Annotated in this window: 17 protein-coding genes; 12 read left to right on the top strand and 5 right to left on the bottom strand. The window is 69.5% G+C overall.

The genetic code is table 11. The features are described 5' to 3' along the window. Nucleotides 1–63: 63 nt before the first annotated feature. From AAFN46_RS01350 to AAFN46_RS01375, 6 genes are all read left to right on the top strand, one after another. Nucleotides 64–1,326, top strand: a complete 1,263-nt coding sequence (locus AAFN46_RS01350; RefSeq protein WP_347807003.1) for an ATP-binding protein — start codon at nucleotides 64–66, stop codon at nucleotides 1,324–1,326. After that, on the top strand, nucleotides 1,319–1,879 hold the full coding sequence (locus AAFN46_RS01355) for a response regulator transcription factor (protein ID WP_347806887.1): 561 nt from the start codon (nucleotides 1,319–1,321) through the stop codon (nucleotides 1,877–1,879). Before AAFN46_RS01350 ends, AAFN46_RS01355 begins: the two co-directional genes overlap by 8 nt. Nucleotides 1,880–1,976: 97 nt before the next feature. Next, nucleotides 1,977–2,918, top strand: a complete 942-nt coding sequence (locus AAFN46_RS01360) for an AEC family transporter (protein WP_347806888.1) — start codon at nucleotides 1,977–1,979, stop codon at nucleotides 2,916–2,918. Nucleotides 2,919–3,076: 158 nt separating this feature from the next. Further along, a complete protein-coding gene (locus tag AAFN46_RS01365; protein ID WP_347806889.1) occupies nucleotides 3,077–4,048 on the top strand; it encodes a M23 family metallopeptidase in 972 nt (323 codons plus the stop codon). Next, nucleotides 4,041–4,382: a hypothetical protein gene (locus tag AAFN46_RS01370; protein WP_347806890.1), complete on the top strand. Its 342-nt coding sequence runs from the start codon at nucleotides 4,041–4,043 to the stop codon at nucleotides 4,380–4,382. Before AAFN46_RS01365 ends, AAFN46_RS01370 begins: the two co-directional genes overlap by 8 nt. 21 nt (nucleotides 4,383–4,403) lie before the next feature. Further along, nucleotides 4,404–4,835, top strand: a complete 432-nt coding sequence (locus AAFN46_RS01375) for a polymer-forming cytoskeletal protein (RefSeq protein WP_347806891.1) — start codon at nucleotides 4,404–4,406, stop codon at nucleotides 4,833–4,835. Between the two features lie 3 nt (nucleotides 4,836–4,838). Here AAFN46_RS01375 and pbpC read toward each other — a convergent pair whose 3' ends face one another. Then, nucleotides 4,839–7,142 carry a penicillin-binding protein 1C gene (gene pbpC, locus AAFN46_RS01380; protein ID WP_347806892.1) on the bottom strand — a complete coding sequence of 768 codons (2,304 nt, stop codon included), beginning with the start codon at nucleotides 7,140–7,142 and terminating at the stop codon, nucleotides 4,839–4,841. Between the two features lie 36 nt (nucleotides 7,143–7,178). After that, nucleotides 7,179–13,013: an alpha-2-macroglobulin gene (locus AAFN46_RS01385; RefSeq protein ID WP_347806893.1), complete on the bottom strand. Its 5,835-nt coding sequence runs from the start codon at nucleotides 13,011–13,013 to the stop codon at nucleotides 7,179–7,181. 266 nt (nucleotides 13,014–13,279) lie between these two features. Between AAFN46_RS01385 and AAFN46_RS01390 the strand changes: the two genes are divergently transcribed. The 6 genes from AAFN46_RS01390 (at nucleotide 13,280) to AAFN46_RS01415 (ending at nucleotide 23,657) form a co-directional block, all read left to right on the top strand. After that, nucleotides 13,280–14,068, top strand: a complete 789-nt coding sequence (locus tag AAFN46_RS01390; protein ID WP_347806894.1) for a DUF2135 domain-containing protein — start codon at nucleotides 13,280–13,282, stop codon at nucleotides 14,066–14,068. Nucleotides 14,069–14,091: 23 nt separating this feature from the next. Then, entirely contained in the window at nucleotides 14,092–15,867 is a 1,776-nt protein-coding gene (locus AAFN46_RS01395) for a DUF2138 domain-containing protein (protein ID WP_347806895.1), read from the top strand. A gap of 140 nt (nucleotides 15,868–16,007) precedes the next feature. Next, nucleotides 16,008–16,643 carry a DUF1175 family protein gene (locus AAFN46_RS01400; RefSeq protein ID WP_347807004.1) on the top strand — a complete coding sequence of 212 codons (636 nt, stop codon included), beginning with the start codon at nucleotides 16,008–16,010 and terminating at the stop codon, nucleotides 16,641–16,643. Between the two features lie 8 nt (nucleotides 16,644–16,651). Next, nucleotides 16,652–21,220 (top strand): alpha-2-macroglobulin, encoded by a 4,569-nt coding sequence (locus AAFN46_RS01405; protein ID WP_347806896.1) that lies wholly within the window; start codon nucleotides 16,652–16,654, stop codon nucleotides 21,218–21,220. 2 nt (nucleotides 21,221–21,222) lie between these two features. Further along, the gene (locus tag AAFN46_RS01410; RefSeq protein WP_347806897.1) at nucleotides 21,223–22,872 is read left to right on the top strand and encodes a DUF2300 domain-containing protein; all 1,650 of its coding nucleotides are present in this window, start codon (nucleotides 21,223–21,225) and stop codon (nucleotides 22,870–22,872) included. Continuing rightward, on the top strand, nucleotides 22,869–23,657 hold the full coding sequence (locus AAFN46_RS01415) for a DUF2135 domain-containing protein (RefSeq protein ID WP_347806898.1): 789 nt from the start codon (nucleotides 22,869–22,871) through the stop codon (nucleotides 23,655–23,657). The genes AAFN46_RS01410 and AAFN46_RS01415 overlap by 4 nt, the downstream gene beginning before the upstream one ends. Here AAFN46_RS01415 and AAFN46_RS01420 read toward each other — a convergent pair. From AAFN46_RS01420 to AAFN46_RS01430, 3 genes are all read right to left on the bottom strand, one after another. Further along, a complete protein-coding gene (locus tag AAFN46_RS01420) occupies nucleotides 23,648–24,031 on the bottom strand; it encodes a carboxymuconolactone decarboxylase family protein (protein ID WP_347806899.1) in 384 nt (127 codons plus the stop codon). The genes AAFN46_RS01415 and AAFN46_RS01420 overlap by 10 nt on opposite strands. Before the next feature lie 10 nt (nucleotides 24,032–24,041). Continuing rightward, nucleotides 24,042–25,127 carry a calcium/sodium antiporter gene (locus tag AAFN46_RS01425; protein ID WP_347806900.1) on the bottom strand — a complete coding sequence of 362 codons (1,086 nt, stop codon included), beginning with the start codon at nucleotides 25,125–25,127 and terminating at the stop codon, nucleotides 24,042–24,044. Nucleotides 25,128–25,206: 79 nt separating this feature from the next. After that, complete coding sequence (locus AAFN46_RS01430; protein WP_347806901.1) at nucleotides 25,207–25,668, bottom strand: septal ring lytic transglycosylase RlpA family protein; 462 nt, start codon at nucleotides 25,666–25,668, stop codon at nucleotides 25,207–25,209. Nucleotides 25,669–25,683: the final 15 nt, after the last annotated feature.

Below are 25,683 nucleotides of genomic sequence, written 5' to 3' on the forward strand. Positions count from 1 at the left end.
TTGCCGCAGGCGGGCGGCCGGTACGGCGCTCTGGTTATACTCGCTGGCATGCCGACGACCTCCCTGTATGCGCCCGTGCAACTGCTCTCCGCCAGCCGCCAGAACCTCTGGCGCCTGACCCTGATCCGCCTGCTGGTGCTGGCCGCCCAGGCCGGCTCGGTGGGCATCGCCTACCTCTCCGGGCTGGTGCCGCTGCCCTGGCTGGCGCTGTGCGTGACCCTCGCCGTGTCCCTGGCCCTGTGCCTGTTCACCGCCCTGCGCCTGCGCCTGCGCGGGCCCTGGCCGGTGACCGAGCTGGAGTACACGGTGCAGCTGGCCTGCGACCTGGTGATCCACAGTGTGCTGCTGTACTACTCGGGAGGCGCCGCCAACCCCTTCGTCTCCTATTACCTGGTACCGCTGACCATCGCCGCGGCGACCCTGCCCTGGCTGCACACCATGGCGCTGTGCGGCCTGGGGCTGGCCGGCTACAGCCTGCTGCTGTTCTGGCCGCACCCGCTGAACATTCCGCTGGCCCAGCGCGAGTCGCTGCTGATCTACGGCATGTGGCTGTCGGTGGCCATGGCCGCGGTGCTGATCACCTTCTTCGCCGCCAAGATGGCCGGCGCCCTGCGCCGCCAGGATGAGCTGCAGGCGCTGCGCCGCGAGGAGGGCATGCGCGACCAGCAGCTGCTGGCCGTGGCCACCCAGGCCGCCGGCGCCGCCCATGAGCTGGGCACCCCGCTGGCGACCATGAGCGTGCTGCTCAAGGAGCTGCGCCAGGAGTACCGCGACAAGCCGGCGCTGCAGGACGACCTGGCCCTGCTGCAGGAGCAGGTCAAGCTGTGCAAGGACACCCTGCAGCAGCTGGTGCGCGCCGCCGAGGCCGAGCGCCGCCAGGCGCTGCAGGAGCAGACCGTGGTGCAGTGGCTGGAGGCCACGCTCAACCGCTGGCACCTGATGCGCCCCGAGGCCACCTACCGTTTCCAGTGCCTGGGCGGCGGTGCCGTGCCGCGCCTGCTGCCGCCGGCGGACCTGACCCAGGCCCTGCTCAACCTGCTGAACAACGCCGCCGACGCCTGTCCGGACAGGCTCGACATCCGCCTGGACTGGGACGAACACTGGATCGACCTGAGCATCCGCGATCATGGCGCCGGCGTGCCGCTGGCCATCGCCGAACAGATCGGCCGGCCCTTCTTCACCACCAAGGGCAAGGGCTTCGGCCTCGGCCTGTTCCTCAGCCAGGCCAGCGTGACGCGGGCCGGCGGTTCGGTGAAACTCTACAACCACGAAGAGGGCGGTACGCTGACGGAACTGCGTCTGCCCCGGGGAGCGCGACATGTCTGACGAACAGCTGAACGAGCAGGAAGAGCAACCGCATCTGCTGCTGGTGGACGACGATCCCACCTTCACCCGCGTCATGGCGCGGGCCATGGAGCGTCGCGGCTTGCGCGTGAGCGTGGCCAACTCGGCGGAGGAGGGCCTGGTGCTGGCCAGGGACGACCTGCCCGACTACGCCGTGCTCGATCTGAAGATGGAGGGCGACTCCGGCCTGGTGCTGCTGCCCAAGCTGCTGGAGCTGGATGCCGAGATGCGCGTGGTGATACTCACCGGCTATTCGAGCATCGCCACCGCGGTGGAGGCGATCAAGCGTGGCGCCACCAACTACCTGTGCAAGCCGGCCGACGCCGACGACGTGCTCACCGCGCTGCTCTCCGAGCACGCCGACCTGAATACCCTGGTGCCGGAAAACCCCATGTCGGTCGACCGCCTGCAGTGGGAGCACATCCAGCGCGTGCTGGCCGAGCACGACGGCAATATCTCCGCCACCGCGCGGGCGCTGGGCATGCACCGGCGCACCCTGCAGCGCAAGTTGCAGAAGCGCCCGGTCCGGCGCTGAGCGGAGGCCATCCGACCAAGGTCTGAAAGCCTGGCGAAAGGTAGCGGACGACTCTTGCGGTTATCATTAGCCGCCTAATCAATCGTCCGGTGCCGCCATGCTCGCCGTCATCCAGCAGACCCTGGTCGCCACCGCCCCGGTCTTCGCCATGCTGTTCCTCGGCGTGGCGCTCAAGCGCCTGGGCTGGATCGACGCGCGCTTCATCGATACCGCCTCGGCCCTGGTGTTCAGGGGCACCATGCCGGTGATGCTGTTCCTCGCCATACTGCGCGCCGACCTCGACGCCGCGCTGCAGCCGGCGCTGCTCGGCTACTTCCTGCTGGCCACGGTCGTTACCTTTCTGCTCGCCTGGGGCTGGGCCATCCTGCGGGTGCCGCGCGAGGAGCGCGGGGTCTATACCCAGGGCGCCTTTCGCGGCAACAACGGCATCCTCGGCCTGGCCCTGGCCACCAGCCTGTACGGCGACTACGGCCTGTCGCTCGGCGGCATCCTCGGCGGCGTGGTGATCCTGTCCTACAACTCGCTGTCGGCCATCGTCCTGGCCGTCTACGGGCGCGAGGCCAAGGCCGACCCGCTGGCCATCGCCCGCAGCATCATCAGCAACCCGCTGATCCTCGGCGTGCTGTCGGCCATCCCCTTCGCCTACTGGCGCGTGCCGCTGCCGCACTGGCTGCTGGTCTCCGGCGACTACTTCGCCAGCATGACATTGCCGCTGGCGTTGATCTGCATCGGCGGCACCCTGTCGCTGGCCTCCCTGCGCCAGGGCAGCGGCCTGGCACTGAGCGCCAGCCTGATGAAGATGATCTGGCTGCCGCTGCCGGCCACCCTCGGCGCCTTCCTCTGCGGTTTCCGCGGCGCCGAGCTGGGCATCCTCTTCCTCTATTTCGCCAGCCCCACGGCGGCGGCCAGCTTCGTCATGGCCAAGGCCTGCGGCGGCAATCACGAACTGGCGGCGGCCATCATCGTCATCACCACCCTGCTGGCGGTGCTGAGCATCAATCTCGGCCTGCTGGCGCTGCAGTGGGGCGGCTGGATCTGACGGGCGCCCGGCCAGGGGTGTCGATAAACCAGCGCCGGCTAATTGGCTTAATTGCCCGGCAGGCCGCAGAAAACCCCTTCGATTTGGGGTACATTGCCCGCCGACATTCGACGGCCTGCCTTCCCCGGGCGGGCCGTACTGTTCAACGGGAAACCACTATGAAGTTCATTTCGCCGTCTAGTCGGTCCCTTACCCGTGACGCCATTCGGGTCGTCAATCCACGCCGCCTGCTGCTGCCGGGCCTGGCGCTGTTGCTGCTGTGCAACCTGGGCGCCTTCGCCGGCGGCGTCTGGCTGGGCCAGGGCCTGGGCTCAGCCCAGGCGCCTGCGCGCGCGGGCGTGGCCAAGGTCAAACCGGCCGAGGAAAGCTTTGCCCTGGCCCGGCTCGGCGAGCTGGTCGGGCGCTTGCGCTCGCTGGAGGCCGACGCCCTGCAGTTGCGGCGCATGCTGGTGGAGCACAAGGCCCTGAGCGAGCAGGTGTCGGCCCTCGACCCGGCGTTGCTGCCGGAGCTGGCGCCGAGCATTCCCGCCGGCGGCCGGGGTGGGGTGCTGCTGCCGCCGCGCGGCTGTGCCGCCGCCCGTCTCGACACCGACGCCCAATCGCTGGAGGCGCTCGGGCGCAGCGAGACGACCGCGCGCTGCCTGCGTGGCGCGCTCGACCACCTGCTGGAGCGGGTGGCCAATCGCAATGCCGCGCTGATGGCGATTCCCTCCCACCGTCCGGTGCAGGGCGCGCGCCTGGGCTCGGCCTTCGGCAATCGCGTCGACCCCTTCAACAAGCGCCTGGCCTTCCATTCCGGCCTGGACTTCTCCATCGCCGGCGGCACCGCCGTGGTCGCCGCCGCCGGCGGCCGGGTGATGTCCGCCCAGCGTCACGGCGGCTACGGCAAGTTGCTGGAGATCGACCACGGCAATGGCCTGGTGACCCGTTACGCCCACCTGTCGCGCTTCTATGTGAAGGCCGGCGATGTGGTGACGCCTGGCCAGCGCGTCGCGGCCGTAGGCTCCACTGGCCGCTCCACCGGCCCGCATCTGCATTTCGAGGTGCGTCACCACGGTCGCTTCGTCGATCCGCAACGCTTCCTGGCCCTGGCCGACCTGCCGCACGACAGCGATCTGGCCCATGACTAAGGGACTGTCGACCCGCGAGCTGTTGCGTGGCGAGCATCGCCTGCAACTCGACCGGGGCCGCTGGCGCGGGGGCCTGCTGTTGTTGCTGTTGCTGGCCTGCATCGGCCTGGCCTTCTTCCTGCACCTGCGCCAGGACGCCAGGCAGTGGGGGGAACTGGACGAGCTGGCGGCGGAGAACCGGCAGCTCAAGGCTCGCCTGGCCCAGCTGGACATGCAGCAACGCGAGGCCGAGGCCGCCCAGGCCCAGCTGGTGCGGCGCAACGGCGATCTGGCGGCGCAGGTGAAGAAACTGAAAACCGATCTGGCGTTCTTCCGGCAGCAGCAAGAGCGTTAATCACTATCCGGGAGTATGAGGATGTTCACCAGCAAGAAAACGGCGCCACGGCTGTCCGTCGACAAATTCTCCAGCCTGATCTCCGACAACCTGGCGCTCAGCGGCGACCTGGAGTTCGAGGGCGGCCTGAAGATCAGCGGCAAGGTGCGCGGCAACGTGCGCCACAAGGCCGGCTCCACCAGCCTGCTGGCGCTGAGCGCCGGCGGTTGCATCGAGGGCAATGTCAGCAGCCATGACGCGCTGATCGACGGCAGCATTGTCGGCGACCTGGTGGTCGAGCACCTGCTGGAGCTGCATTCCAACGCGCGGGTGCGCGGCAATATCAGCTATCGCCAGCTGAGCATGGAGAACGGCGCCCAGGTGCAAGGCACCCTGACCCGCCTGGACGACCAGGTGCAGTTGCAGCTGCCGCGTCCGGCGCCGGTTGCTGGCGAGGAAGCCGAGCCGGCCTGAGGCTCAGGGCAGGAACTCCACCCGCAGCAGGCGCGAGCTGCTGCGCCCCTGATCGTCGACGACGCGCAGTTGGTACTGCCCGGACTTCTCCGGTCGCCATTGCAGGGGCGCCTGCGGCGCCCCCTGGCCCAGCAGACGCTGGTCGGCGAACCAGTACAGGGTGCGCGCGTCGGCGGCGGCGCTGGCGGCCAGGGCGATGTTCTCCTGCGGCTGTGACAGGCGCAGGCTGTAGGTCACCTTACTCAGCGGCGAGCTGATGCGTGGCACCTCGAGGCTGTCGATGGCCGCCTGCACGCGGCAGTCGCGCTCGGCATCCGGCGGCGTGCGCCGCGGCAGGCCGGCGGCGGCGAACAGGCGCTGCAGCTCGGTCGGCCAGAATTCGAACACCTGCAGCTCGCTGCTCGCCGCATCGTAGGGCGGGCAGGCGGCCTTGCCGCTCAGCCGGTCCACCCACACCGGGCGGTGCAGGTCGGAGACGCGGATCGGCGACACACCGGGGATATACCAGGTCTTGCGGGTCTGTGGGCACCAGCGGTTGGGCAGCTCGCCGGAGGCGGCACAGACGTCCACCCGGGTCAGCCCGGGCGGCGGCCGATCCACGGGCGCCCGCACCTGCGGCAGGGCCAGCGGCAGGGCGTCGGCGATGCGGAAGAACAGCGGCGCGGCGGTTCTCACCCCGACGAAGGCCGGGTTCGGCGTGGCGTCGAAGTTGCCCACCCAGACCACCAGCACATAGGGGCCGACCAGACCGGCGCTCCAGGCGTCGTGGAAGCCCCAGGAGGTGCCGGTCTTCCAGGCCACCGGCCAGTCGCGCCCGCGCGCATCGGCCGGCAGGCCATCCGGGCGCGGGTTGTGGCGCAGCATGTCGCGCACCATGAAGGCGGCCTGCGGCGACAGCAGCTGCGGGCCGGGCTCGCTGCGGTCTGAGCGGGTCCAGCGCAGCGCGCGCAGGCGGCCATCGCCGGCCAGCATCAGGTACAGCCCGGCCAGCTCGGCCGGGGTCAGCTCGCCGCCGCCCAGGGCCAGGGCCAGGCCGTAGTGCTCCTCGCTGCGCAGGCCGCGGATGCCGGCGCGCTGCAGCAGGCCGTGCAGCGATGGCTGGCGCAGCTGGCTGGCCAGCCATACGGCCGGCACGTTGCGGCTGCGGATCAGCGCGTCCTGGGCGGTCAGCGGGCCGGCGAACCTGCCGTCGAAGTTTTCCGGCTGGAAGGCGCCGAAGGCATGCGGCGCGTCACGCAGGATGCTCATCGGCTGGATCAGCCCCTGGTCCAGGGCCAGGCCGTAGAGAAAGGGCTTGAGGGTCGAGCCCGGCGAGCGCCGTGCCTGCGCGCCGTTGACCTGGCCATGGATGGCGGCGTCGAAGTAGTCGGCCGAGCCGACCATGGCCTTCACCGCCTGGTCGCGGCTATCCACCAGGATGGCGCTGGCGTTGTGCACGCCCTGGCGGCGATGGTCGCCGACGAACTGCTCGATCAGGCGTTCCAGGCGAGTCTGCAGGGCCAGATCGAGGGTGCTGTGCAGGGTGTCGTCGGGGCGGCTGGCCAGCAGTTGCTCGCTCAGATGCGGCGCGCGAAACGCCAACTGCTGGCGGCTGCGTGCCGTCAGCGGAAGCTCCAGCAGGCCATCGTTGCGTGGATCGTCGGCATGCTCCTGGCGCCACTGGGCCATCAGCTGCAGGCGGGCCCGCTGCAACGCCGGGCCGAAACGGCCGCGCCGTGGCTGTTGGGGGATCACCGCCAGGGCCAGGGCCTCGCTCAGCGACAGCTGCGCCGCCGACTTGCCGAAGTAGATGCGGCTGGCCGCCTCGACGCCCTCGATATTGCCGCCCATGGGCGCCAGGTTGAGGTAGGCCTCGAGTATGTCGTGCTTGCTGTGCCGCGCTTCCAGCCACAGGGCCAGGGCGATCTGCTGCAGCTTGCCGGCAATGCTGCGTGAGTTGAGGCCGTACAGCCGCCGCGCCAGCTGCATGCTCAGGGTCGAGCCGCCCTGGCGCATGCCGCCGCCATAGGTGGCCAGGGCCGCGCGCACCAGGGCGCCCGGGTCGACGCCGGGATGCCAGTAGAAGTTGCGGTCTTCCTTGAGCAGCTGGGCCTCGACCATGGCCGGAGCGATCTCCTCCAACGGCAGCCACAGGCGGTACTGGCCATCGCTGGCCAGGGTCATGCGCAGCAGCTCGCCGTTCTCCGCCAGGACCAGGCGCGACAGCGGCGCCGCCTCGCGCAGCGGCGTCTGCGGCCATAGGCGCAGGGTCAGAAGCAGCAAGGCGAGCAGGCCGAGGCCGAGCAGAATGCGTTTGAATCTGGGCATGCGGGGCGGCCCTCCCGTCTGGAGAGGGCCGTCGGCTCAGGGTTTGACTATGGTCAGCGTGCCCGCCTTGCCACGGGCCTGCTGACTGCTGTCGTACATGCCTTCGGCGTAGGCCGGTGGCGTGCCGAAGGTGCCGGCATTGGTGGCGCGCACCCGGTAGACGAAGGTGGCGGCATCGCGATACACGGTGCCATAGAGCACCACGCGGTCGTCGCGCACATCGGCGAACTCGGGGCGCCAGTCGCTCATGGCATATTCGCCGATCGGCGGCTGCCAGCCGGGTTCTTGCTCGTATTCGCCTTCCTCGTCGTACTCCTCATCGCTTTGCCTGGCCGGGGCCGGCTGGTTGTACACCGGCTCGGTACCGCCCGGCAGCAGGTCGACCACGGCCACCTGTTGCACCTGGTCGAAGTCCTTGGCGCGCAGGCGCAGGCGTACCAGGAACTCGTCGCCGACCGTGACCCGCTCCAGCGGCTCGCCTTCCAGGTCGGTGTATTCGTGACTCACTTCCAGGCCGTTGGCGATTACCTTGTTCGGTGCGCCGTGGTCATAGCCGGCCTCGCTGAGCATGTAGAACACTGGGGCGTCGCCGCTCTTGCGCAGCAGGATCATCTTCGCCGCCATCGGCACCTCGGCGAGCGGAGGCTTGCCGCTCAGGCTCAGGGGCTGCTCGCCCTGCTTGCCCAGCCAGGCGCTGACCCGCAGGCCCAGGTCCTGTTCGGCGCGCTCGCCGTAGTTGTCCAGGGCGCGCAGCAGCAGGGCGGCGGACAGCGAGTTGTAGCGCTGCTCGCTGAGGCGCGCGCCGAGGGCGTCGAGCAGTTTCACCGGCACCTCATCCAGCTCGTCGGGGAAGTGCCTGGCCAGCAGGCGCAGGTGTTCGGCGTCGTGTACCAGCGGGTCGTAGTACAGGCCGTAGCTGTGCCAGCCCTGCTCCAGGTTGCGCCAGACCTGCTGGGCGAACAGCGCATCGGCCTGCTTGTCCTGTTTGAGCAGCTTGTAGCTGGCGGCCAGATATGCCGCGCCTATGTCCTGCTGCCAGTGCTTGCCGTGGTAGGTCTCGTAGCGCTCGCGGATATCGGCCAGGGCACCGCTGGTGACCACCCCCTGGCGGGTCAGCAGGTAGGCGGCGTAGGCGCGGTTGCGCAGCTCATCGAGGCCCTCGCTGGGGCCGTTGGCCAGCTGCGACAGATAGCCGTTGGCGCGTCCCAGCAGGTCACCCGGCACCGGGAAGTCGCGTTCCTTGGCCTCGATCAGGAAGTCGGTGGCGTACAGGCTGGCGTAGGGCGCCACCTGCGGGTTGGCCGCCCACAGGCCGAAGCCGCCTTGCAGATTCTGCCGCGAGCGGAGGATGCGCACGGCGTTGTCGAAGGTGCTTTGTGCCTGTGCCTCGATGCCGTTCGCCGAGCTGCCCCAGACCAGCGCCGGCATGGCCTTGGACACCAACTGCTCGGTGCAGCTGTAGCCGTAGTCGGCCAGGTAGCTGTCCAGGCCTTTGGCCCACACCAGCGGCGAGCCGGCGGCGGCGAAGCGCACGTCGCGCAGTTGCGGATAGAGGTCGCGGCCGACCTCAACTTCGCCGCTGGAGGCTTCGCTGCGGCCCAGGGTCAGAGTCACGCGGCGTTCGGCCAGCGGGCGCACGGAGACGCTTTCGCCGATCTGCACGCGCTTGCCGCCCTCCAGGGTGGCGACGAAGTTGAGATCGGCCGCGCCCAGCGCTTCGCCGGCCAGCAGCTCGATCTCGACCACGCCCTCCTGGCGCGGCGCCAGTTGCAGTTCGGCCTGGTCGATAGCCTGGACTTTCAGGCCATCGCCGGTTTCCAGGCTGAACTTGACCTTGGCCGGCTGCTTCAGGTTGCTGAACACGCCGGCGCTGACCTTGAACCTGTCGCCGGGGGCGACGAAGGCCGGGACGTTGGGTGTGAGAACCAGCGGCCCGCGCACCTCGGTGGCGCCCTCGACGACGCCGATGCGGGCCTCGTCCACCGCCACCACGAACAGGTGCAGCTTGCCGTTGAAGTAGTCCGGCACCTGGTAGCGGAAGCTATTGTCGCCGGCCTGCAATTCGACCAGGCCGGACCAGTAGGCCACCGGTGGTTTGCGCTTGCGCTTGAACGGGTTGAGGTGGGCGCCGAGCAGGTCCTCGCCATCGCCACCGGCCGCGGCGGCGTCGAGCAGGCGACTGAACTCGGGCAGCAGCAGGTCGAGGATCTGGCTGGTCTGCACTTCCAGGGCGCGCTTCTGGAAGAAGCGCGCCAGCGGATCGGGCGCCTGGTAGCGCGCCACCTGCAGGATGCCTTCGTCCACCGCGTAGACCACGGCGCGGCCGGGGCGCTCGCTGTTGACCCGGATGTCCAGTGCCTGGCCCGGCTCGATATGCTCGGCGGCGCTGACCTTGAGCGCAATGCGACGGGCATCGAGCTTGATGCGCAGCGGCGCCACGCCATAGGACAGCGGGCTCATGTACACCTCGGGCGAGGCGCTGTCGCGGACGAACTGCACGTTGACGTAGGCGTTGCCTTCCAGTTCGGCCGGCAGGCGAATGCGCTGCACGCTGCTGGTGCTGTCGGCCTTGAACCACTGGTGGGCGTAGACCCGGTCGCGCTCGATGGTGATCAGCCCGGCGCCGGTGTAGGGCGCGCGGATGCTGATCTCCACTTCGTCGCCCTGGGCGTAGGATTTCTGGTCCAGGCGCAGTTGCAGTTCGGCATTGCGCTCCAGCGAGCGGCTGGCGTTGCCGTGGCCGGCGACGCTGTAGTCGATCTGGTTCAGCGGCGTGCCGTCGGCGGCCCTGAGGGTCAGGGTGAAGTCGCCCGGCTCGTTGGTGTTGAGAAGCTGCTTGCTGCCGCCGGCGGCGATGTCCAGCGGCTGGTTGCCCAGGGTGATGTTCTTGATGCGCGACTGGTATTTGTAGGTGCCATTGGACTGCTTGACCAGTACCGACACATGGCGATGTTCGACCAGTTCGGTGGACAGCCCGGTGACGGCCAGCGGGGCGAGGTCGGGGCCTATGGCCAGCCATTCCACCTCGCGCTTGGCGCCCTTGCTCACGTAGTCCAGCGAGTCGACGCTCTTGACCCCCACCAGCCAGGGCGCGGAGGACACCATCAGGCTCTGCTGGGCGGCGACGTTGCGTCCGCCCTCGGCCTCGAACACCCGCGCCAGCAGGCTCAGGCGGTAGGTGCGGGCGGCGTAGCGGTTCAGGCGCAGGTCGAGGGCGAACTCGCCGTTGTCGTCGGTCTGGCCTTGCGCCAGTTCCTCGGTCGTGCTGTCGCTCAGCGAGTCAATGATGCGGAAGCGGTGGGCCGGGTATTCGGCGAAGCCGGCATAGGCCGGCGACAGGGTCATCTCGGCGCTGACCCGGCGCGCCGAGGCCGGCGCGCCGAACAGGTGCATGGCCTTGACCCTGGCCGCGACCTGCTCGGGCGCGATCCAGCCTTTGACCGGGGCCTTGGCCAGGTCGACGCCGACCTTCATGCGCTCGGGCTCGAAGTCGCGCACCTTGAAGTCGACGCTGCCCAGCTCGACGCGCCGGTCGTCCTCGTCGATCAGGCTGAGGCTGGCGGTGTAGGTGCCGGCCGGCGCCGCTTCGCTGGTCTTGAAATCGAGGCTCTCGAAGCCGCTGGCGGAGAGCTTCAGGCGCTGGCGCAGCACGCTCTGGCCGCGCGGGTCACGCACGTCCAGCTCCACCGGCAGGCCCTGCAACTGGCCGCTCCAGTCGGCGCTGCGCACTATCATGGCCAGGTGTGCGGTCTCGCCCGGGCGGTACAGGCCGCGGTCGCTGAACAGGTAGGCGCCGAGGCGGTCCGGCTCGCCGTTCTCGTACTGGCCGCCGATATCGAAACGCGACAGGTCGAGGCGATGCTGGCTGCGCGCCACCGGCAGGAAGGACTGGTCGTTGCCATGCGTGACCACGTACATCAGCGGCGTCTTTTCGCGGCGCAGCTCGTCGAGCTTGGCGAAGTGCGCCTGGCCGTTGGCGTCGGTGTGGCCGCTGGCCACCGGCAGGCCGTTGCGGCCGAGAATCTCCACCTCGGCGCCGGCCACCGGGCCGCCCTGGCTGATGGACTGCACGAACAGGTCGTGGCTGCCGTCGCTGCTGCGCTTGGCGATGATGCCGAGGTCGCTGACCACCACGAAACGCAGGTCGCGGGTCGGGTTGTCGTCGTAGTAGTAATCGAAGGTCTCCTGGCTCGGATCGTCCTGGGCGCTGAGCTTGATCACGAAGATGCCGCGCCGGCCGCCCTCGGCATTCAGGTAGGGGCCGAGGTCGACATGGCTGTATTGGGTCTTGGCCGGGTCGCTGGCATCCAGCGGCAGGCTGACCTCCATGCGTTCCACCAGGCGGTCGAAGTAGCCGTTGGAGAATTCGGGGCGGGCGAAGCTGCCGTAGTTCTGGTCGACCAGGTGGTGCAGCTGGTTGGGTAGCAGGCGTGAAATCTCCACCTGGGCGCCCGGCACGCCACGACCCATGATGCCCAGGCGCTGCTCGCCACCCAGGCTGAGCAGGGCGCCCTCGGAGAGGAAGGCCAGGGCGCGCGGGTACTTGGGCATCTGCAGCAGACTGTAGGTCGGCTCCTTGGCCAGGTAGCCACCCACCGCCTCGACCTTGGCGGCGACCTTCACGTACAGGTAGCGGCCCGGTTCGGCCTTGAACTTGAAGGCGTGCAGGCTGTTCAGCTGCTCGACGCTGGGGATATGGGTGAGAGGCAGGCGCTCGGCCTTGGCCAGGGTCTGTTCGTCGATCTCCGCTTCGCTCCAGTACTCGGAGCCGCGCGCGTTGTGCCTGGGCAGCAGCCAAGCCTGCACCTGGCTGGCGATGGCCTCATCGGCCACGGCGCTGGAACTGCTGAACATCAGTACCGGCTCAGGCTCGCCGCGATCGTTGTCGACGAACTGGATATTGCTGGCGCTGAAGCTCAGGCGATAACGACCCGGCACGGTGACCGAGGTGTGCAGCGCCTGGGCGCTGGCATTGCCGCCGTCGCGTGCCTGCACGCCCTTGTCCAGGCTGAGGCCGACCGTGGTGCTTTCCAGGGGCGTGGCCAGCGGCGCGGAGTGCACGTAGGCCTCCAGTCGGTTCTTGTTGAAGCGGATTTCCGGAGTGGGCGCGACATCCTTGTCGCGGTATTCCAGGCCGCGGTCCAGATTGATCGCGACGCGCTGGCGCACGGAGGCCTCATCCACCGGATGGGAGAAGCGGATGGTCGCGACCAGCTTCTTCAGGCTGGGTACCACCGGGTCCTGATACAGCTCGCGGGAGGCCACGTCGGCGCCGAAGGGCTGGGTGGCGAAGCTGGCCTTGTAGTCATTGAGCAGCACGCCGTCGGCCAGCAGGCCTTCCTCGGCCAGGCTCACCTTGTAGCTCTGGTCGATGGGCCAGTCGCCGGCAGGAGTGAACACCAGGCTGCGGTCACTGGCCCAGTGCCAGGCGCCTTTCAGTTCGGGTTGCAGGGTAAGGCCTGCATGCACCTCCTTGCCGATGGCCTCCAGCGGCGCGGCGGACTCATGGAAGTCGATGCGCAGATTGTCGACCGTGATCGGTTCGTGCCGGTAGTCGGTGAGCTGTGGTGCATGCAGCGAGTAGGCCATGGTATGCGGCACCGGCAGATTCTTGTACCAGAGCCAGGCATAGGCGCCGGCGCCACCGAGCAGGGCCAGCACGGCCAAGGCGCTGGCCGTCTGCCTGGGCCGCGCGCGCAGCCAGCGGGCGCAGGCGCACAGGCTCTGCAACAACTTGCTCAGCCACAATGGCGGTTGCCAACTGCCGAACAGGGCGCCGAGCAGCCAGCGCGTCAGGCGCAGGACAGCGAGAACGATAATAGAGACAAACGCGAAGGCGCGGCGACAGGCCGCTATGAGCGAGGCGAACATGTGCATCCCTGCAGATGATGAGTGGGCATTGCGCCCGCGGCACCGAATGTACCGGCAATCGGCACGCAGATTATGCGCTTGGCGGCCGTGCCGCCGCTTCGGGCTCGGGAGCAGTATTCCGCCGATTTGTGATTGCTGTCACGGGGTGCCCAGGGTGACTCGAATGTGACTGGCTGCCAAACTCCAGGGTCTGGCGGTCGGCGGCAATTGTAAGGTGCCGTGCCACCCGATAGCCTTGGCCACTCTGCGCCTTTAAAGGACTAATCATGCGCACCCTGCTGCTGCCGGCATGCCTGACGCTGTTCGCGTCGGCCGTCTGGGCGGACCCCTCCGCCAGCCTCGAAGGCCCCGCCGGCGGCTGGCGCCACGACGGCCTGCTGGAGCGCTCGGCCGACGCCCGTGTCGCCTACCCGACGCCGCCCATCGATCGCGGCGGCCAGCGCGGGCGCAGCCTGATCGCTGGCAGGCTCGCAGGCACCCAGGGCCTGCGCCAGCCCTATACCCTGGCGGTCAACGGCAATCCCCTGCCTCTGTATACCGACGCCGAGGGGCGCTTCGTCCGCCCCTACAACTTCGGCGCCGGCTCCAACAGCGTCGAGCTGCGCGCCGACGGCAAGCCGCTGCGCCGCGTGCAGTTCTATGAGGCCAACCGCCTGAAGACCCCGGCGCGGGTGCGCATCGTCCTCGGCTGGGACGACCCCAAGGCCGAGCTCGACCTGCATGTGATCACCCCCGACGGCCAGCACGCCTTCTGGGCCGACCCGGTGATGAGCAACGGCGGCGGCCTCGACGTGGACAGCGTCGACGGTCCCGGCCCGGAGATGTTCACCATGACCGCGCCGCTGCACGGCACCTACCTGGTGTACGTCAACTACTGGGGCAACCTGGGCAGCCAGGGCTACAACTTCCAGGCCGGCAGCAACCAGAACGAGGTGATCACCGCGCAGATCAGCCTGGTGTTCAACGAGAACACCCTCAACGAGCGGCGCGAGACCTTCATCGTGCCGCTGCGCACCATCGGCGAGCTGCTGCCGGTGAAGTCCTTCAACTACTGAACGCTCCCGCGGAGTCTCTACCTATGAGCGACACCACCCCTCCCGTCGCGCCCGCCGTCACGCCGGGCCCGCGCCGCTGGCGCCCGCTGCTGCTCGGCCTGGCCGTGGCCCTGCCGCTGAGCGCCGCCGGCCTGTTCGCCTGGCTCGAGTACGAGCCGCAGGACGAGCGTCAGCTGGTCGAGGCCAGCTACCTGGGCCTCGACCTGGCGCGCCCGGACGTGCTGATCGAGAGCGCCTCGCTCAGCCGTCTGCCCAAGGACGTGCTCAGGGTGCCGCTGCTGCGCGACACCCTTACCGAGGACCTGGTGTTCTACTACGAGAACAACGCCGACCGCCTCGGCCTGACCGGCAGCCTGCGCCGGATCATCTACGAGCACGACCTCGAGCTGCGCGACAACCTGCTCGACGAGCTGCTCGACCAGCCGGCCGAGGTGGCCCTGTGGCGCGACGCCGGTGGCCGCCTGCGCCACTTCCTGGTGCTGATCCAGCGCGGCGGCCTGGCCAAGGTGCTGGAGCCGCTGGCCAGGGTGGCGCTGGACGATACCCAGCTGGGCCAGGCCGGCGAGTTCACAGTCGATGGCGCCGCGGTGCCCTTCTATCGCCTGCGCTACAACGGCGACCGTTCGATCCTGTTCGCCTCCCATGGCGACCAACTGCTGCTGATGTCCAGCATCGACATGCTGTTCGGCCCGACGCCGCAAGTGGCGCTCGATGAAGACGCCGCGGAGGATGCCAGTGGCGAGGAGGCCTCGGTCGAGTCGCCGCAGCCGGGCCTGGCCAAGGTCTCGGCCGAGGTCGCCGAGGCCCTGCTGGCCGGCCGGCATCCCTTCCCCGAGCGCTTCGGCCTGGCCGAGCGCGGCGCCCTGCGGCAGCGCGTCACCCTCGGCGCGGACTTCCTTGCCCTGGGCTACCGGCGCTTCCTGCCGGCCTTCGCCGGCCTGCGCTTCGAGATGAACGAGCAGGGCTGGAGCAGCTTCCTGGCCCTGGACGAAGTGGAGGGGCAGGGCGCCTTCGACTTCACCCCGGTGTGGCGTGCCATGCCCATGGGCGCCAGCGCCTGCGTGGCCCTGCCGGTGGCGCCGGGCCTGCCCGAGCGGTTGCTGACCAAGGTCGGCGCCGAACCCAAGGCCGCCAGTGAGCTGGCCGGCCAGCTCAGCGGCAGCGCCGGCCTGTGCTGGTACCCGGACTCGCGCCTGCACTCGCCGCTGCTGGTCGGCACGCTGAAGGACAAGCCCGGCGCGCAGACCGATGCCGAGCTGGGCAGACTGTTCGACAGCCTGATCGGCGCCTGGGAGCCCCAGGCCGAGGGCGGTAGTTTCCCCGTAGAGGAGACTGCCCAGGGCGAGCTGCGCAAATGGCAGCGCCAGGTCGGCTCCAACTTCGGCCAGTACCCGGCGGACCTGGCCGAACAACCGGACGCCCTGGCCTCGCGCGGCTTCTTCCGCGTCGGCCTGGCGCGCCATGGTTCCACCCTGCTGTTCTCGCTGGACGACCGCCTGCTGGACAAGGCCCTGCAGACCCTCGACAAGCGCTTCCCGCCGCTGGCCGAAGTGCTGCCGGGCAACGCCCTGGTGCCGGCCTACCTGGCGCCGGACAGCCTGGCCGCGCTGCTCGAGCGCGAGACCCTGGACAGCCTGCCGGAAGACATCGAACCGGTGTTCCGCAACGCCGCCCAGGCCAACCTGCTGCCCAAGCTGCGTTCGCTGTCCGGCCATGGCAAGTACGCGCTGAGCCTGCCGGCCGATGCCGAGGCCGACGAAGCCTGGCAGTGGCTGCCTCTGCAGTGGCGCGCCCTGTGAGAGCCGGCCTACGATCTCCTGGCTGTCGGCCATACGACGGCAAAAACGCCCTCGGAATGCTCATGTACTGCTTGTACATTCCGCTTCCTCGGTTGTTTTTGCCGCCGTCTGGCTCTAATCCAGAAAATCGTAGGCCGGCTCTGCGGCAACTGCTGATCGGCGTGTTGCTGCTCGCCCTGGGTGGGCCGGCGCTCGCCATCGAACAGGTGCCGCCGTTGGATGTGCAGCAGTCCCAGGTGTTCCGCGCCTGGTTCGTGCGCATCGCCCAGGAGCAGCTGCGCCAGGGCCCCAGCCCGCGCTGGCACCAGCAGGACTGCGCCGGCCTGGTGCGCTTCGCCGCCAACGAGGCGCTCAAGGTCCACGACGCCAAGTGGCTGCGCGCCAACGGCCTGAGCAACCGCTACCTGCCGCCGGAGCTTGCGCTGAGCGAGGCCCAGCGCGGCCTGGCCCAGCAGTGGCGGCAGGGCGGCGACCGGCTCGGCCCCTACGTCAACGCGATCAAGCTGATCCAGTTCAACAGCACCCTGGTGGGTCGTGACCTCAACCAGGCGCGCCCCGGCGACCTGATCTTCTTCGATCAGGGCGACGACCAGCACCTGATGATCTGGATGGGCCGCAACATCGTCTACCACACCGGCACCACCACCCCGACCGACAACGGCATGCGCTCCGTGAGCCTGCAGCAACTGATGACATGGAAGGACACCCGATGGATTCCCGACGCATCCAACCCCAACTTCATTGGCGTCTACCGGCTGCACTTTCTCAGCCGATGAGCGCGCCCATGAACCTGCTGCGTCTCGCCGCCACGGCCCTGCTGGCTGCCGTGCTGCCGCTGGCCGCCCAGGCCGACGACAGCGTCGAGCCCAGCGGCTACTCGTCGGTGGCGGGGCAGTCGTTCTTCCTCCTGGCCGACAGCAGCTTCGCCAGCGACGAGGTGGCCAAGGTGCGTCTGGAGGCGCCGGGCCGCGACTACCGTCGCTACATGATGGAGCCCTACGGCGGCGTGGACGTGCGCCTGTACCGCATCGAGCAGCCGCTGGAGTTCCTCAAGCGGCAGAAGAACCTGCACCGGGTGGTGGCCGAGGGGCAGTACCAGGGCGAGGGCCTGTCCAACACCCTGGCCTACCTGTGGGACAACTGGTACCGCAAGTCGCGTCGGGTGATGCAGCGGGCCTTCTCCTACGAGTCGCGGGTGCAGGTGACTGAGGAAGCGCCGGAGCTGAAGATGGGCGACGCGATCAAGGCGCCGACGCCTTTCGAGGCCCAGCCGCAGTACGCGCCGATGAAGGGCGTGCCGCTGGTAAGCCAGTTCCGCTACCCGCTGTGGGACGCCAAGGCCATTCAGCCGCCCAAGGGCGTGGAACTGGCCGGCTCGTCCAGCCAGTTTCTCAGCGTCAATCCGGGCAACGTCTATATCCCGTTGGGCAGGCTCAAGCCCGGCCTGTACCTGGTCGAGGCGCTGGTCGGCAAGTACCGCGCGACCACCGTGCTGTTCGTCTCCAACACAGTGGCGGTGAGCAAGATCGCCGGCCAGGAGCTGCTGGTGTGGACCGCGCGCAAACACGAGGGCAGCGCCGTGGCCGGCGCCAAGGTGCTATGGACCGACGGCCTGGGCGTGATGCGCAGCGGCAGCACCGATGGCCAGGGCCTGCTGCGCCTGCAGCACGCCAGCCCGGAACGCTCCTACCTGCTCGGCGAGGACGCCGAGGGCGGCGTGTTCGTCTCGGAAAACTTCTACTACGACAGCGAAATCTACGACACCAAGCTTTACGCCTTCACCGACCGCCCGCTGTACCGACCCGGCGACTGGGTCGAGGTGAAGATAGTCGGCCGCGAGTTCACCAGCGCGCGTGACTCCAAGGCCGCCGAGGCCGCGCCGCTCAAGCTGGCGGTGCTCGACGCCAACGGCACCACATTGCAGACCCTGGACCTCAACCTGGATGCCAAGGCCGGCACCCAGGGCCGCTTCCAGTTGCCGAGCAATGCCGTGGCCGGCGGCTACGAGCTGCGCTTCCTCTACCGCGACCAGCTGTACAGCAGCGCCTTCCGCGTCGCCGACTACATCAAACCGCACTTCGAGATCGCCCTCGACCTGGCCAAGCCGGACTTCCGCACCGGCGAGCCGGTCAGCGGCAACCTGGTGCTGCTCTACCCGGACGGCAAGCCGGTGCGCAATGCGCGCGTGCAGCTGAGCCTGCGAGCCCAGCAACTGTCGATGATCGACAACGAGCTGCAGTACCTCGGCCAGTTCCCGGTCGAGCTCGCCAGCAGCGAGCTGGTCACCGACGCCAAGGGGCGCGCGGCCTTCGAGCTGCCGGCCGCTGACAAGCCGAGCCGCTACCTGCTGACCCTGTTCGCCAGCGACGGCGCCGCCTACCGGGTCAAGACCAGTAAGGAGATCCTCATCGAGCGTGGCGCCGCCCGCTACCGCCTGGAGGCGCCGCAGCGCTTCAGCGCCGCCGGCGAGGCCGTGCAGTTCAGCTACCGCAGCGAGCAGCCGACCGAGCTCAAGCCGGCCAGCTACGAATGGGTACGCCTGGAGGACCAGAGCAAGCACAGCGCCAGCCTGGGCGACGACGAGCAGGGCTTCAGCCTGAGCTTCGAGCACCCCGGCACCTACAACATCACCCTCAAGGACGAACATGGTTTGATCCTCGGCGCCACCGGCCACTCGGTCAGCGGCAGCGGACTCAAAGCGGTGGCCGGCACAGTCGAAGTGGTGTTCGACCGCGACCAGTACCAGCCGGGCGACGAGGCACTGGCGCTGATCACCTTCCCCGAGCCGGTGGGCGACGCCCTGCTGACCCTGGAGCGCGACAGGGTCGAGGCCACCGCGCTGCTCTCGAGCGGCGGCGACTGGCTCAAGCTGGAGAAGCTCAACGACACCCAGTACCGCGCGCGCATCCCGGTCGACGATCACTTCGCCCCCAACCTGACCTTCTCGGTGCTCTACACCAAGGGTGGCGACTACAGCTTCCAGAATGCCGGGATCAAGGTGGCCAAGGCGCAGATCGAGATCGCCATCAGCACCGACAAGGAGCTCTACCAGCCGGGCGAGACGGTCACCGTCGATCTGACCACCCAGTTCAAGGGCCAGCCGGCCGCCACCCGCCTGACCGTGAGCGTGGTGGACGAGATGATCTACGCCCTGCAGCCGGAGATCGCCCCGGGCATCGATCAGTTCTTCTACCACCCGCGGCGCAACAACGTGCGTACCAGCGCCAGCCTGTCGTTCATCAGCTACGACGTGGCCCTGCCGGGCAACGCCAGCGCACCGGGGCGGGCCAACCGCAGCGAGCGCGGGGTCAAGGTGCTGGAGCGGCCGCGTCGCGAGGAAGTCGATACCGCCGCCTGGCAGCCCGATCTGGTCACCGATGCCCAGGGCAAGGCGCAGTTCAGCTTCCGCATGCCCGACTCGCTGACCCGCTGGCGTATCACCGTGCGCGCGGTCGACGAAGCCGGCGAAGTGGGGCAGAAGAAACAGTTCATCCGCTCCGAGAAGCCGCTGTACCTGAAGTGGAGCGGGCCGAGCCTGTTCCGCGACGGCGACAAGCCGCAGCTGGGCCTGTTCGCCTTCAACCAGGGCGAGGAGGAGAGCGAGGCCGAGCTGGTCACCCGCTTCGCCGGCCAGGAGCAGCGGCAGAAAGTGGAGCTGGCCCGTGGCGCCAACTACCTGGCCCTGCCGCCGACCGCCCTGGCCGCCGGCGAGCTGACGGCCGAGCTGGTGCAGGACGACAAGCCGGTCGATGCCCTGGCCGTCGGCCTGCGCGTGGCCGGTGAAGGCTGGCAGCGCCTGCATGTGCAGAACCTGGCGCTCAACCCGGGCAGCAACCCGCTGAGCCTGCCGGCGGACGCCCGCAACATCCGCCTGCGTCTCGGCGACAGTAGCCAGATGCTGTTCCGCTCGGCCCTCGACGACCTGCTGGAATACCCCTACGGCTGCGTCGAGCAGACCGCCAGTCGCCTGCTGCCGCTGAGCCTGGCCTACCCTGCTCTTGCGAAAGAGGGAGCCCAGGGCGAGGCACGCATCGGCGAGCGCCTGCGCCTGATCATGCAGAACAGCCGCCTGCGCCTGGTACAGATGGCCGGTCCCGAGGCGACCTTCACCTGGTGGGGGCAGGGCGAGAACGCCGATGCCTTCCTCACCGCCTACGCCTACTACGCCGACTGGCACGCCAGCCGCGCCCTGGCCGTGCAGCTGCCGCCCGAACACTGGCAGCGCGTGCTGGATATCTACGCCCAGCAGGCGCCGAGCGTGCCGTTGTTGCAGCGCGCGCTGATCCTCGGCTTCGCCCGCGAGATGCAGCTGCCCACCGAGACCCTGCTCAAGGGCCTGCTGGAAGACCTGGCCAACGCCGCCGAAGGCCAGGAAGTGGCGCTGGACGACAGCGGCGAGACCAGCCTGGTGATGGCCTACCCGGACTCGCGCCTGGGCCTGGACCTGGCCCGCGTACTGGCCGCCGATATGGCCGCCGGTTCGGGCGGCAGCAAGATCGGCCTGCCGCCGCGCTTCGCCGCCGATCTGGCCGCAGCCCGCGAGCGCGTGGCGGCCAGCAGCCAGCCGTTCGCCGAGGCCGTGCGCCTGTCCCGTGGTCCGCTCGAGCCGCTGCAGATCAATGCCCTGCTGCAGCGCCTGACCCCGGCCCAGGCCACCCTGGAGCGCGCCTTGGCCCTGACCTGGCTGCAGCGCCGCCTGGGCGATGCCCCGGCGGTCGTCGTGCCGCAACCTGGCGCCGGCTGGCAGGCCCGCGAGGGTGCCAGCGGCGAGACTCTGTGGCAGTGGCAGGGCAACCAGCCGCCGAGCGTGCTGGAGCTGCCGGCCGAGCTGGGCAGCCCGCTGGTGGCGGCGCTCAGCTACGACAGCGCCGCCACGCCGCCGAGCGGGCCGCTCGAGGTGAAGGTCAGTCGCCGCCTGCTGCGTCTGGTGCCGGGAGAGAAGGCATTCGACTTCAGCGTCGAGGAAGTCGGCGACGGCCCGATCTCCGGCGACCAACTGTATCTCGACGAGATCACCCTGCAGAGCGAGGCCGAGACGCCGCGCCGCTACGGCCTGCTGGAAGTGCCGCTGCCGCCGGGCGCGGACGTCGAGCGCACCACCTGGGGCCTGCAGGTCAGCGGCCTGGATTCGGCAGAGGCGGCGCCGCTGGAGAAGGCCCGCCACGAGCCCGGCCAGCTGCTCTACGCGGTGCCGGTGGACAGCCTGCAGGGCACTCTCAAGCTGCGCCACCTGGTGCGCTTCTCGCAGAAGGGCGAGTTCCACCTGCCGCCGGCGCGCTACTCGCGCATGTACGACCCGCAGGCCCAGGCCTTCGAGCAGCAGCCGGCGCTGGCCGAGCTGAAGGTCGAGTAAGGGTGCGCGCGCTCGCCTGGCTGGCGCTGCTGCCGCCGCTGCTGGCGTCGGCCGCGCCGGCGCCGCTGCAGCTGGCCTGGCACACGCCGCAGGGCGCCGAGCTGCTGCGTCTGGACGGGCGGCAGCTGCTCTCTCGCGAGCCGCTGCCGGCGAATCTGGAGGCGCCGCTGGGTAGCCTGTGGAAGCTGTTCGTCTACGCCTACCAGGTCGACCGCCAGTTGCCCGATCCGGGCTATGCCTGCACCGGCCAGGATCGCGAGGAGGTTTACTGCTGCACGGCCGGCGAGCGCATCGACCGCGACCAGGCGCTAGTGCGCTCCTGTGGCCTGTACTTCGCGCCGCAGCATCTGGGCCTGCGGGCCGGCGAGTGGCGCGACTACTGGCAGGCACGCCAGGCCCCCGAGTGGCTGCTCGGCCTCGATCAGTTGCAGCCGCAGCGCCGGGTGGCGGTGGCCGAGCTGCTCGACAGCCTGGCCAGGCTGCCGGCCCAGACCGAGGCGCGCCGCGTGCTGCTGGATGTGGCGGCGAATGCCGGCGACGGCGCGCTGCTCGGCCCGCTGGGCGGACGCCTGCGGGTGAAGACCTGGAGCTGGCTGGCCGATGGCGATGCCCAGGCCCGTCAGGGCGGCTTCGCCGGCTGGCTGGTCGATGGCACGCCGCTCTGGGCCGGCGGCTCCGGCACCAGCCAGGGCGTGCTCAAGCGCCATGCCGAGGCGCTCGGCAAGGTGTTGCCGGCGCCCTGGCCGGCGGAGCCGGGCGGTTGCGTCGAAGTGGCGCTATTCGACCGCTATCCGCTGCGCGGGCTCAGTCGTGCGGACGGCGTCGCCGTGAACCAGCCCGGCGCGCTGCGCGGCCGCTACCGGGTGGCCTTCGCCAACGGCAACGCCCTGGAGATCGAGAGCCAGGGCGAGCTGTTCCTACTGGCCGGTGAGCGGCCCAAGCTGGTGGCGCGCCTGAGCCGCGAGGAGTACGTGGCGCGGGTGCTCGACCGCGAGGCGGCGGCGCAGCCGGCCGAGGCGGCCAAGGCTCTGGCGGTGAGCATCCGCAGTTACCTGCTGCAGAATGGCGAACGGCGTGGCGAGTGCCTGGCGATCCGCGACAGCAGCGCCCAGCAACGGGTGGCGCCGCGCCCGGCCAGCGTTGCCGCGCGCGAGATCGCCGCCTGGACCGCCGATCTGGTGCTGGCCGGCGGCACCGTCACCTATCACGCCGACCAGCCCGGCACGGATCGCCTGGCCTGGAGCCGGGCCGTCGAACAGGCCCAGGCCGGCCTGCGCTACGACGCCATACTCGCCCGCGCCTTCCCGCGCGCCAGCCTGAGCCGCTGGGACAAGCCGGTGGCCGCCTGCCAGCCGCTGCCGGCCGCCGAGGACTGGCTGCACAAGCAGCGTCGGCGCTGGCGTGAGTCGCTGGATGCCGAGCCGGGCTATGCCGAGACCGCCGAGTTCGCCGTGTGCCGCCTGCACGGCGGCAACCCGCACGTCGACCGCGAGCGCCGGCGCATCTATGTGCGCGGCCTGCTGTCGCTGCAGGATCGCCTCGACCTGACCCACGAATACCTGCACCTGGCCTTCGACGCCCATCCGAATGGCCAGGACGAAACCTATATCGAGGGCCTCGCCCGCCATCTGCTGCTGGAAGCTCAGCCATGAAGCATCGTCTCTCCCCCCTCGCCCTGCTGGCCTGCGCACTGCCGTTCGGCGCCATGGCCGAAGTGCGCCTGGATACTCCGCGCGCCGGCTGGCGTACCGGCTCGGACGAGGGCGCGCACTTCATGCAGGAGGTCAATTACCCGGCCTCGGCGGTCAACAGCGCGCCGGACCAGGGCGACAGCGCGCGCATCCGCGGGCAGATCGGCGCCACCGGCAAGGCCCCCGGCGGCGAGCCGGCGCGCCTGGTGGTCAACGGCCTGAGCATGCCACTCAAGATGCAGGAAGGCGGCGGCTTCGACCGGCCCTTCGTGTTCCCGGCCGGCAGCAACAACGTCGAGGTGCGCAGCCCGGATGGCCAGCAGGTGCGCCGCGTGCAGTTCTACAACAATGGCAGCGGCGAGACGCCGGCCAAGCTGCGCGTGGTGCTGTCCTGGGACAGCGACAACACCGACCTCGACCTGCACCTGGTGACGCCCGACGGCGGCCATGTCTGGTATGGCGAGCGCGCCCTGGCCAACGGCGCGGCGCTGGACGTGGACGTGACCGGCGGCTACGGCCCGGAGATGATTGCCTCGCCGACCCCGCTCAAGGGCGAGTACCTGGTCTACGTCAATTACTACGGCGGTGGTCAGGGCGCCGAGGGCGACCCGGCGCAGGAGCTGACCACGGCGCAGGTGACGCTGATCAGCGACGAGGGTTCGTCCAACGAGAAGCAGGAGTCCTTCCTCATCCCCATGCGTGCGCCGGGCGAGCTGACCCTGGTGAAGCGCTTCAGTTATCCCTGATCGGCCTGCCAGGCGTCTATCGCTTCCTGCGCCGCGCGGAAGGCGTCGATGGCCGCCGGCACGCCGGCGTACACGGCGCAGTGCAGCAGGGCCTCGCGGATCTCCTCCAGGCTGCAGCCGTTGTTCAACGCGCCGCGCACATGGCCCTTGAGCTCCTGCGGGCACTTCAGCGCGGTCAGCGCGGCCAGGGTGATCAGGCTGCGGGTCTTGCGCTCCAGCACGCCGCGGGTCCACACCCCGCCCCAGGCGTGCTGGTTGACGAACTCCTGCAGCGGCTGGCCGAACTCGGTGGCGTTGTTCAGCGCGCGGTCGACGAAGGCGTCGCCCATCACTTCGCGGCGTATCTGTTCGCCGGCTTTGGCGTCGTCGCTCATACGAGATTCCTTAACGTTGTTGGTGCCAGGCGCGGGCGCCGACCACCGCCAGGGTGATCGCCGTCAGCGGCAGGGCGAAGGTCAGCATCGCCTGTTGGAAGGCGTCGAGCCAGGGCGCGTCGTTGCTGTGGGCAATCAGGTAGGCGGTGTACAGGCTGTAGTAGCCGACGAACAGGGCGCCTTCCCAGCGGTTGATCGCATAGCCGCTGAAGAAGATCGGCAGGCAGGCGATGGCCACCGCGATCATCACCGGGAAGTCGAAGGCCAGGGCGTTGGCGGCCACAGGAATGGCGTTCGGCGCCACCAGCGAGGCGAGGCCCAGCACGCACAGCAGGTTGAAGATGTTGCTGCCGACTATGTTGCCCACGGCGATGTCGCGCTCGCCCTTGAAGGCGGCCATCACCGAGGTGGCCAGCTCCGGCAGCGAGGTGCCGATGGCGACCACGGTCAGGCCGATCACCAGCTCGCTCATGCCCAGGGCACGGGCCAGTTGCACGGCGCCTTCGACCAGGAAGTTGGAACCGCCGACCAGCAGCACCAGGCCGGCGATCACCAGGCCCAGGTTGATGGCCCAGGCATGCGGTTTGGGTGCTTCGTGCAGGCCGTATTCGTCGTCGAACTCGTCGGCGCCCTCGGCCTTCTGCTCGCGGCGGCTGCTGACGATCAGGAAGGCGGTGTAGGCGACCACGCCGGCGAACAGCAGGGCGCCGTCCAGGCGGCTGAGGCTGCCATCGTAGGCCAGCGCCCAGGTGACCAGGCTGGCGCCGATCATGATCGGCACGTCGAGGCGGATCAGCTGGCGCGACACCAGCAGCGGCGCCACCAGGGCGGTGACGCCGAGGATCAGCAGGACGTTGGCGATATTGCTGCCGATCACGTTGCCGATGGCCAGGTCGCCGCTGCCGCTCCAGGCCGACTGCACGCTGACCGCGGTTTCCGGCGCGCTGGTACCGAAGGCCACCACGGTGAGGCCGATGATCAGCGGCGGGATGCCGAACTGCGCGGCCAGGCGGGCGGCGCCACGCACCAGCACCTCGGCGCCGGCGACCAGCAGCGCCAGGCCGGCGATCAGGTAGACGAGGGTCATCGGGGTCATGCCGGGCTCCTTGCACAAAAACCGGCACAGCATACCCAGGTGGCGCGGCGCCTGCAGGTCGCAGCTGTTGCGCTTTGCTTCAGTCGTCCAGGCTTTCCACGCGCACCTGGGCGACGCCGGCGCGCAGCATGTCCAGCTGCCTGGCGGCGGCCTGGGTCAGGTCGATCAGGCGGCCACGGCCGTGCGGGCCGCGGTCGGTGATGCGCACCACCACCGAGCGCTCGTTGGCCAGATTGGTGACCTTCACCCGCGTGCCGAAGGGCAGCTCGCGGTGGGCGGCGGTGAAGCCGCGGTTGTCCAGCCGTTCGCCGCTGGCGGTGCGCCGGCCATTGCTGCGCAGCGCATAGTAGGAGGCCTGTCCCTGGGCCAGGTAGCCGGGTTCGGCCTTGGTCTCTGGCTGGGGGCTGGCCGCGATGGGCTCTGGCTTGGGGGTTGGCGCGGTCCTGGCGGTGGCCGTTGGCGGCGGCTGCGGCTCGACGCGCTGCACGGTGCAGCCGCCCAGCAGCGTCAGGGACAGAAGGAGTAGCGCGATTCTGTGCATGGCGGCTCCCGCAGA

Origin of the sequence: Pseudomonas sp. CAU 1711 (genome assembly GCF_039888625.1) — a bacterium.
In the GTDB taxonomy this organism is placed as follows: domain Bacteria; phylum Pseudomonadota; class Gammaproteobacteria; order Pseudomonadales; family Pseudomonadaceae; genus Aquipseudomonas.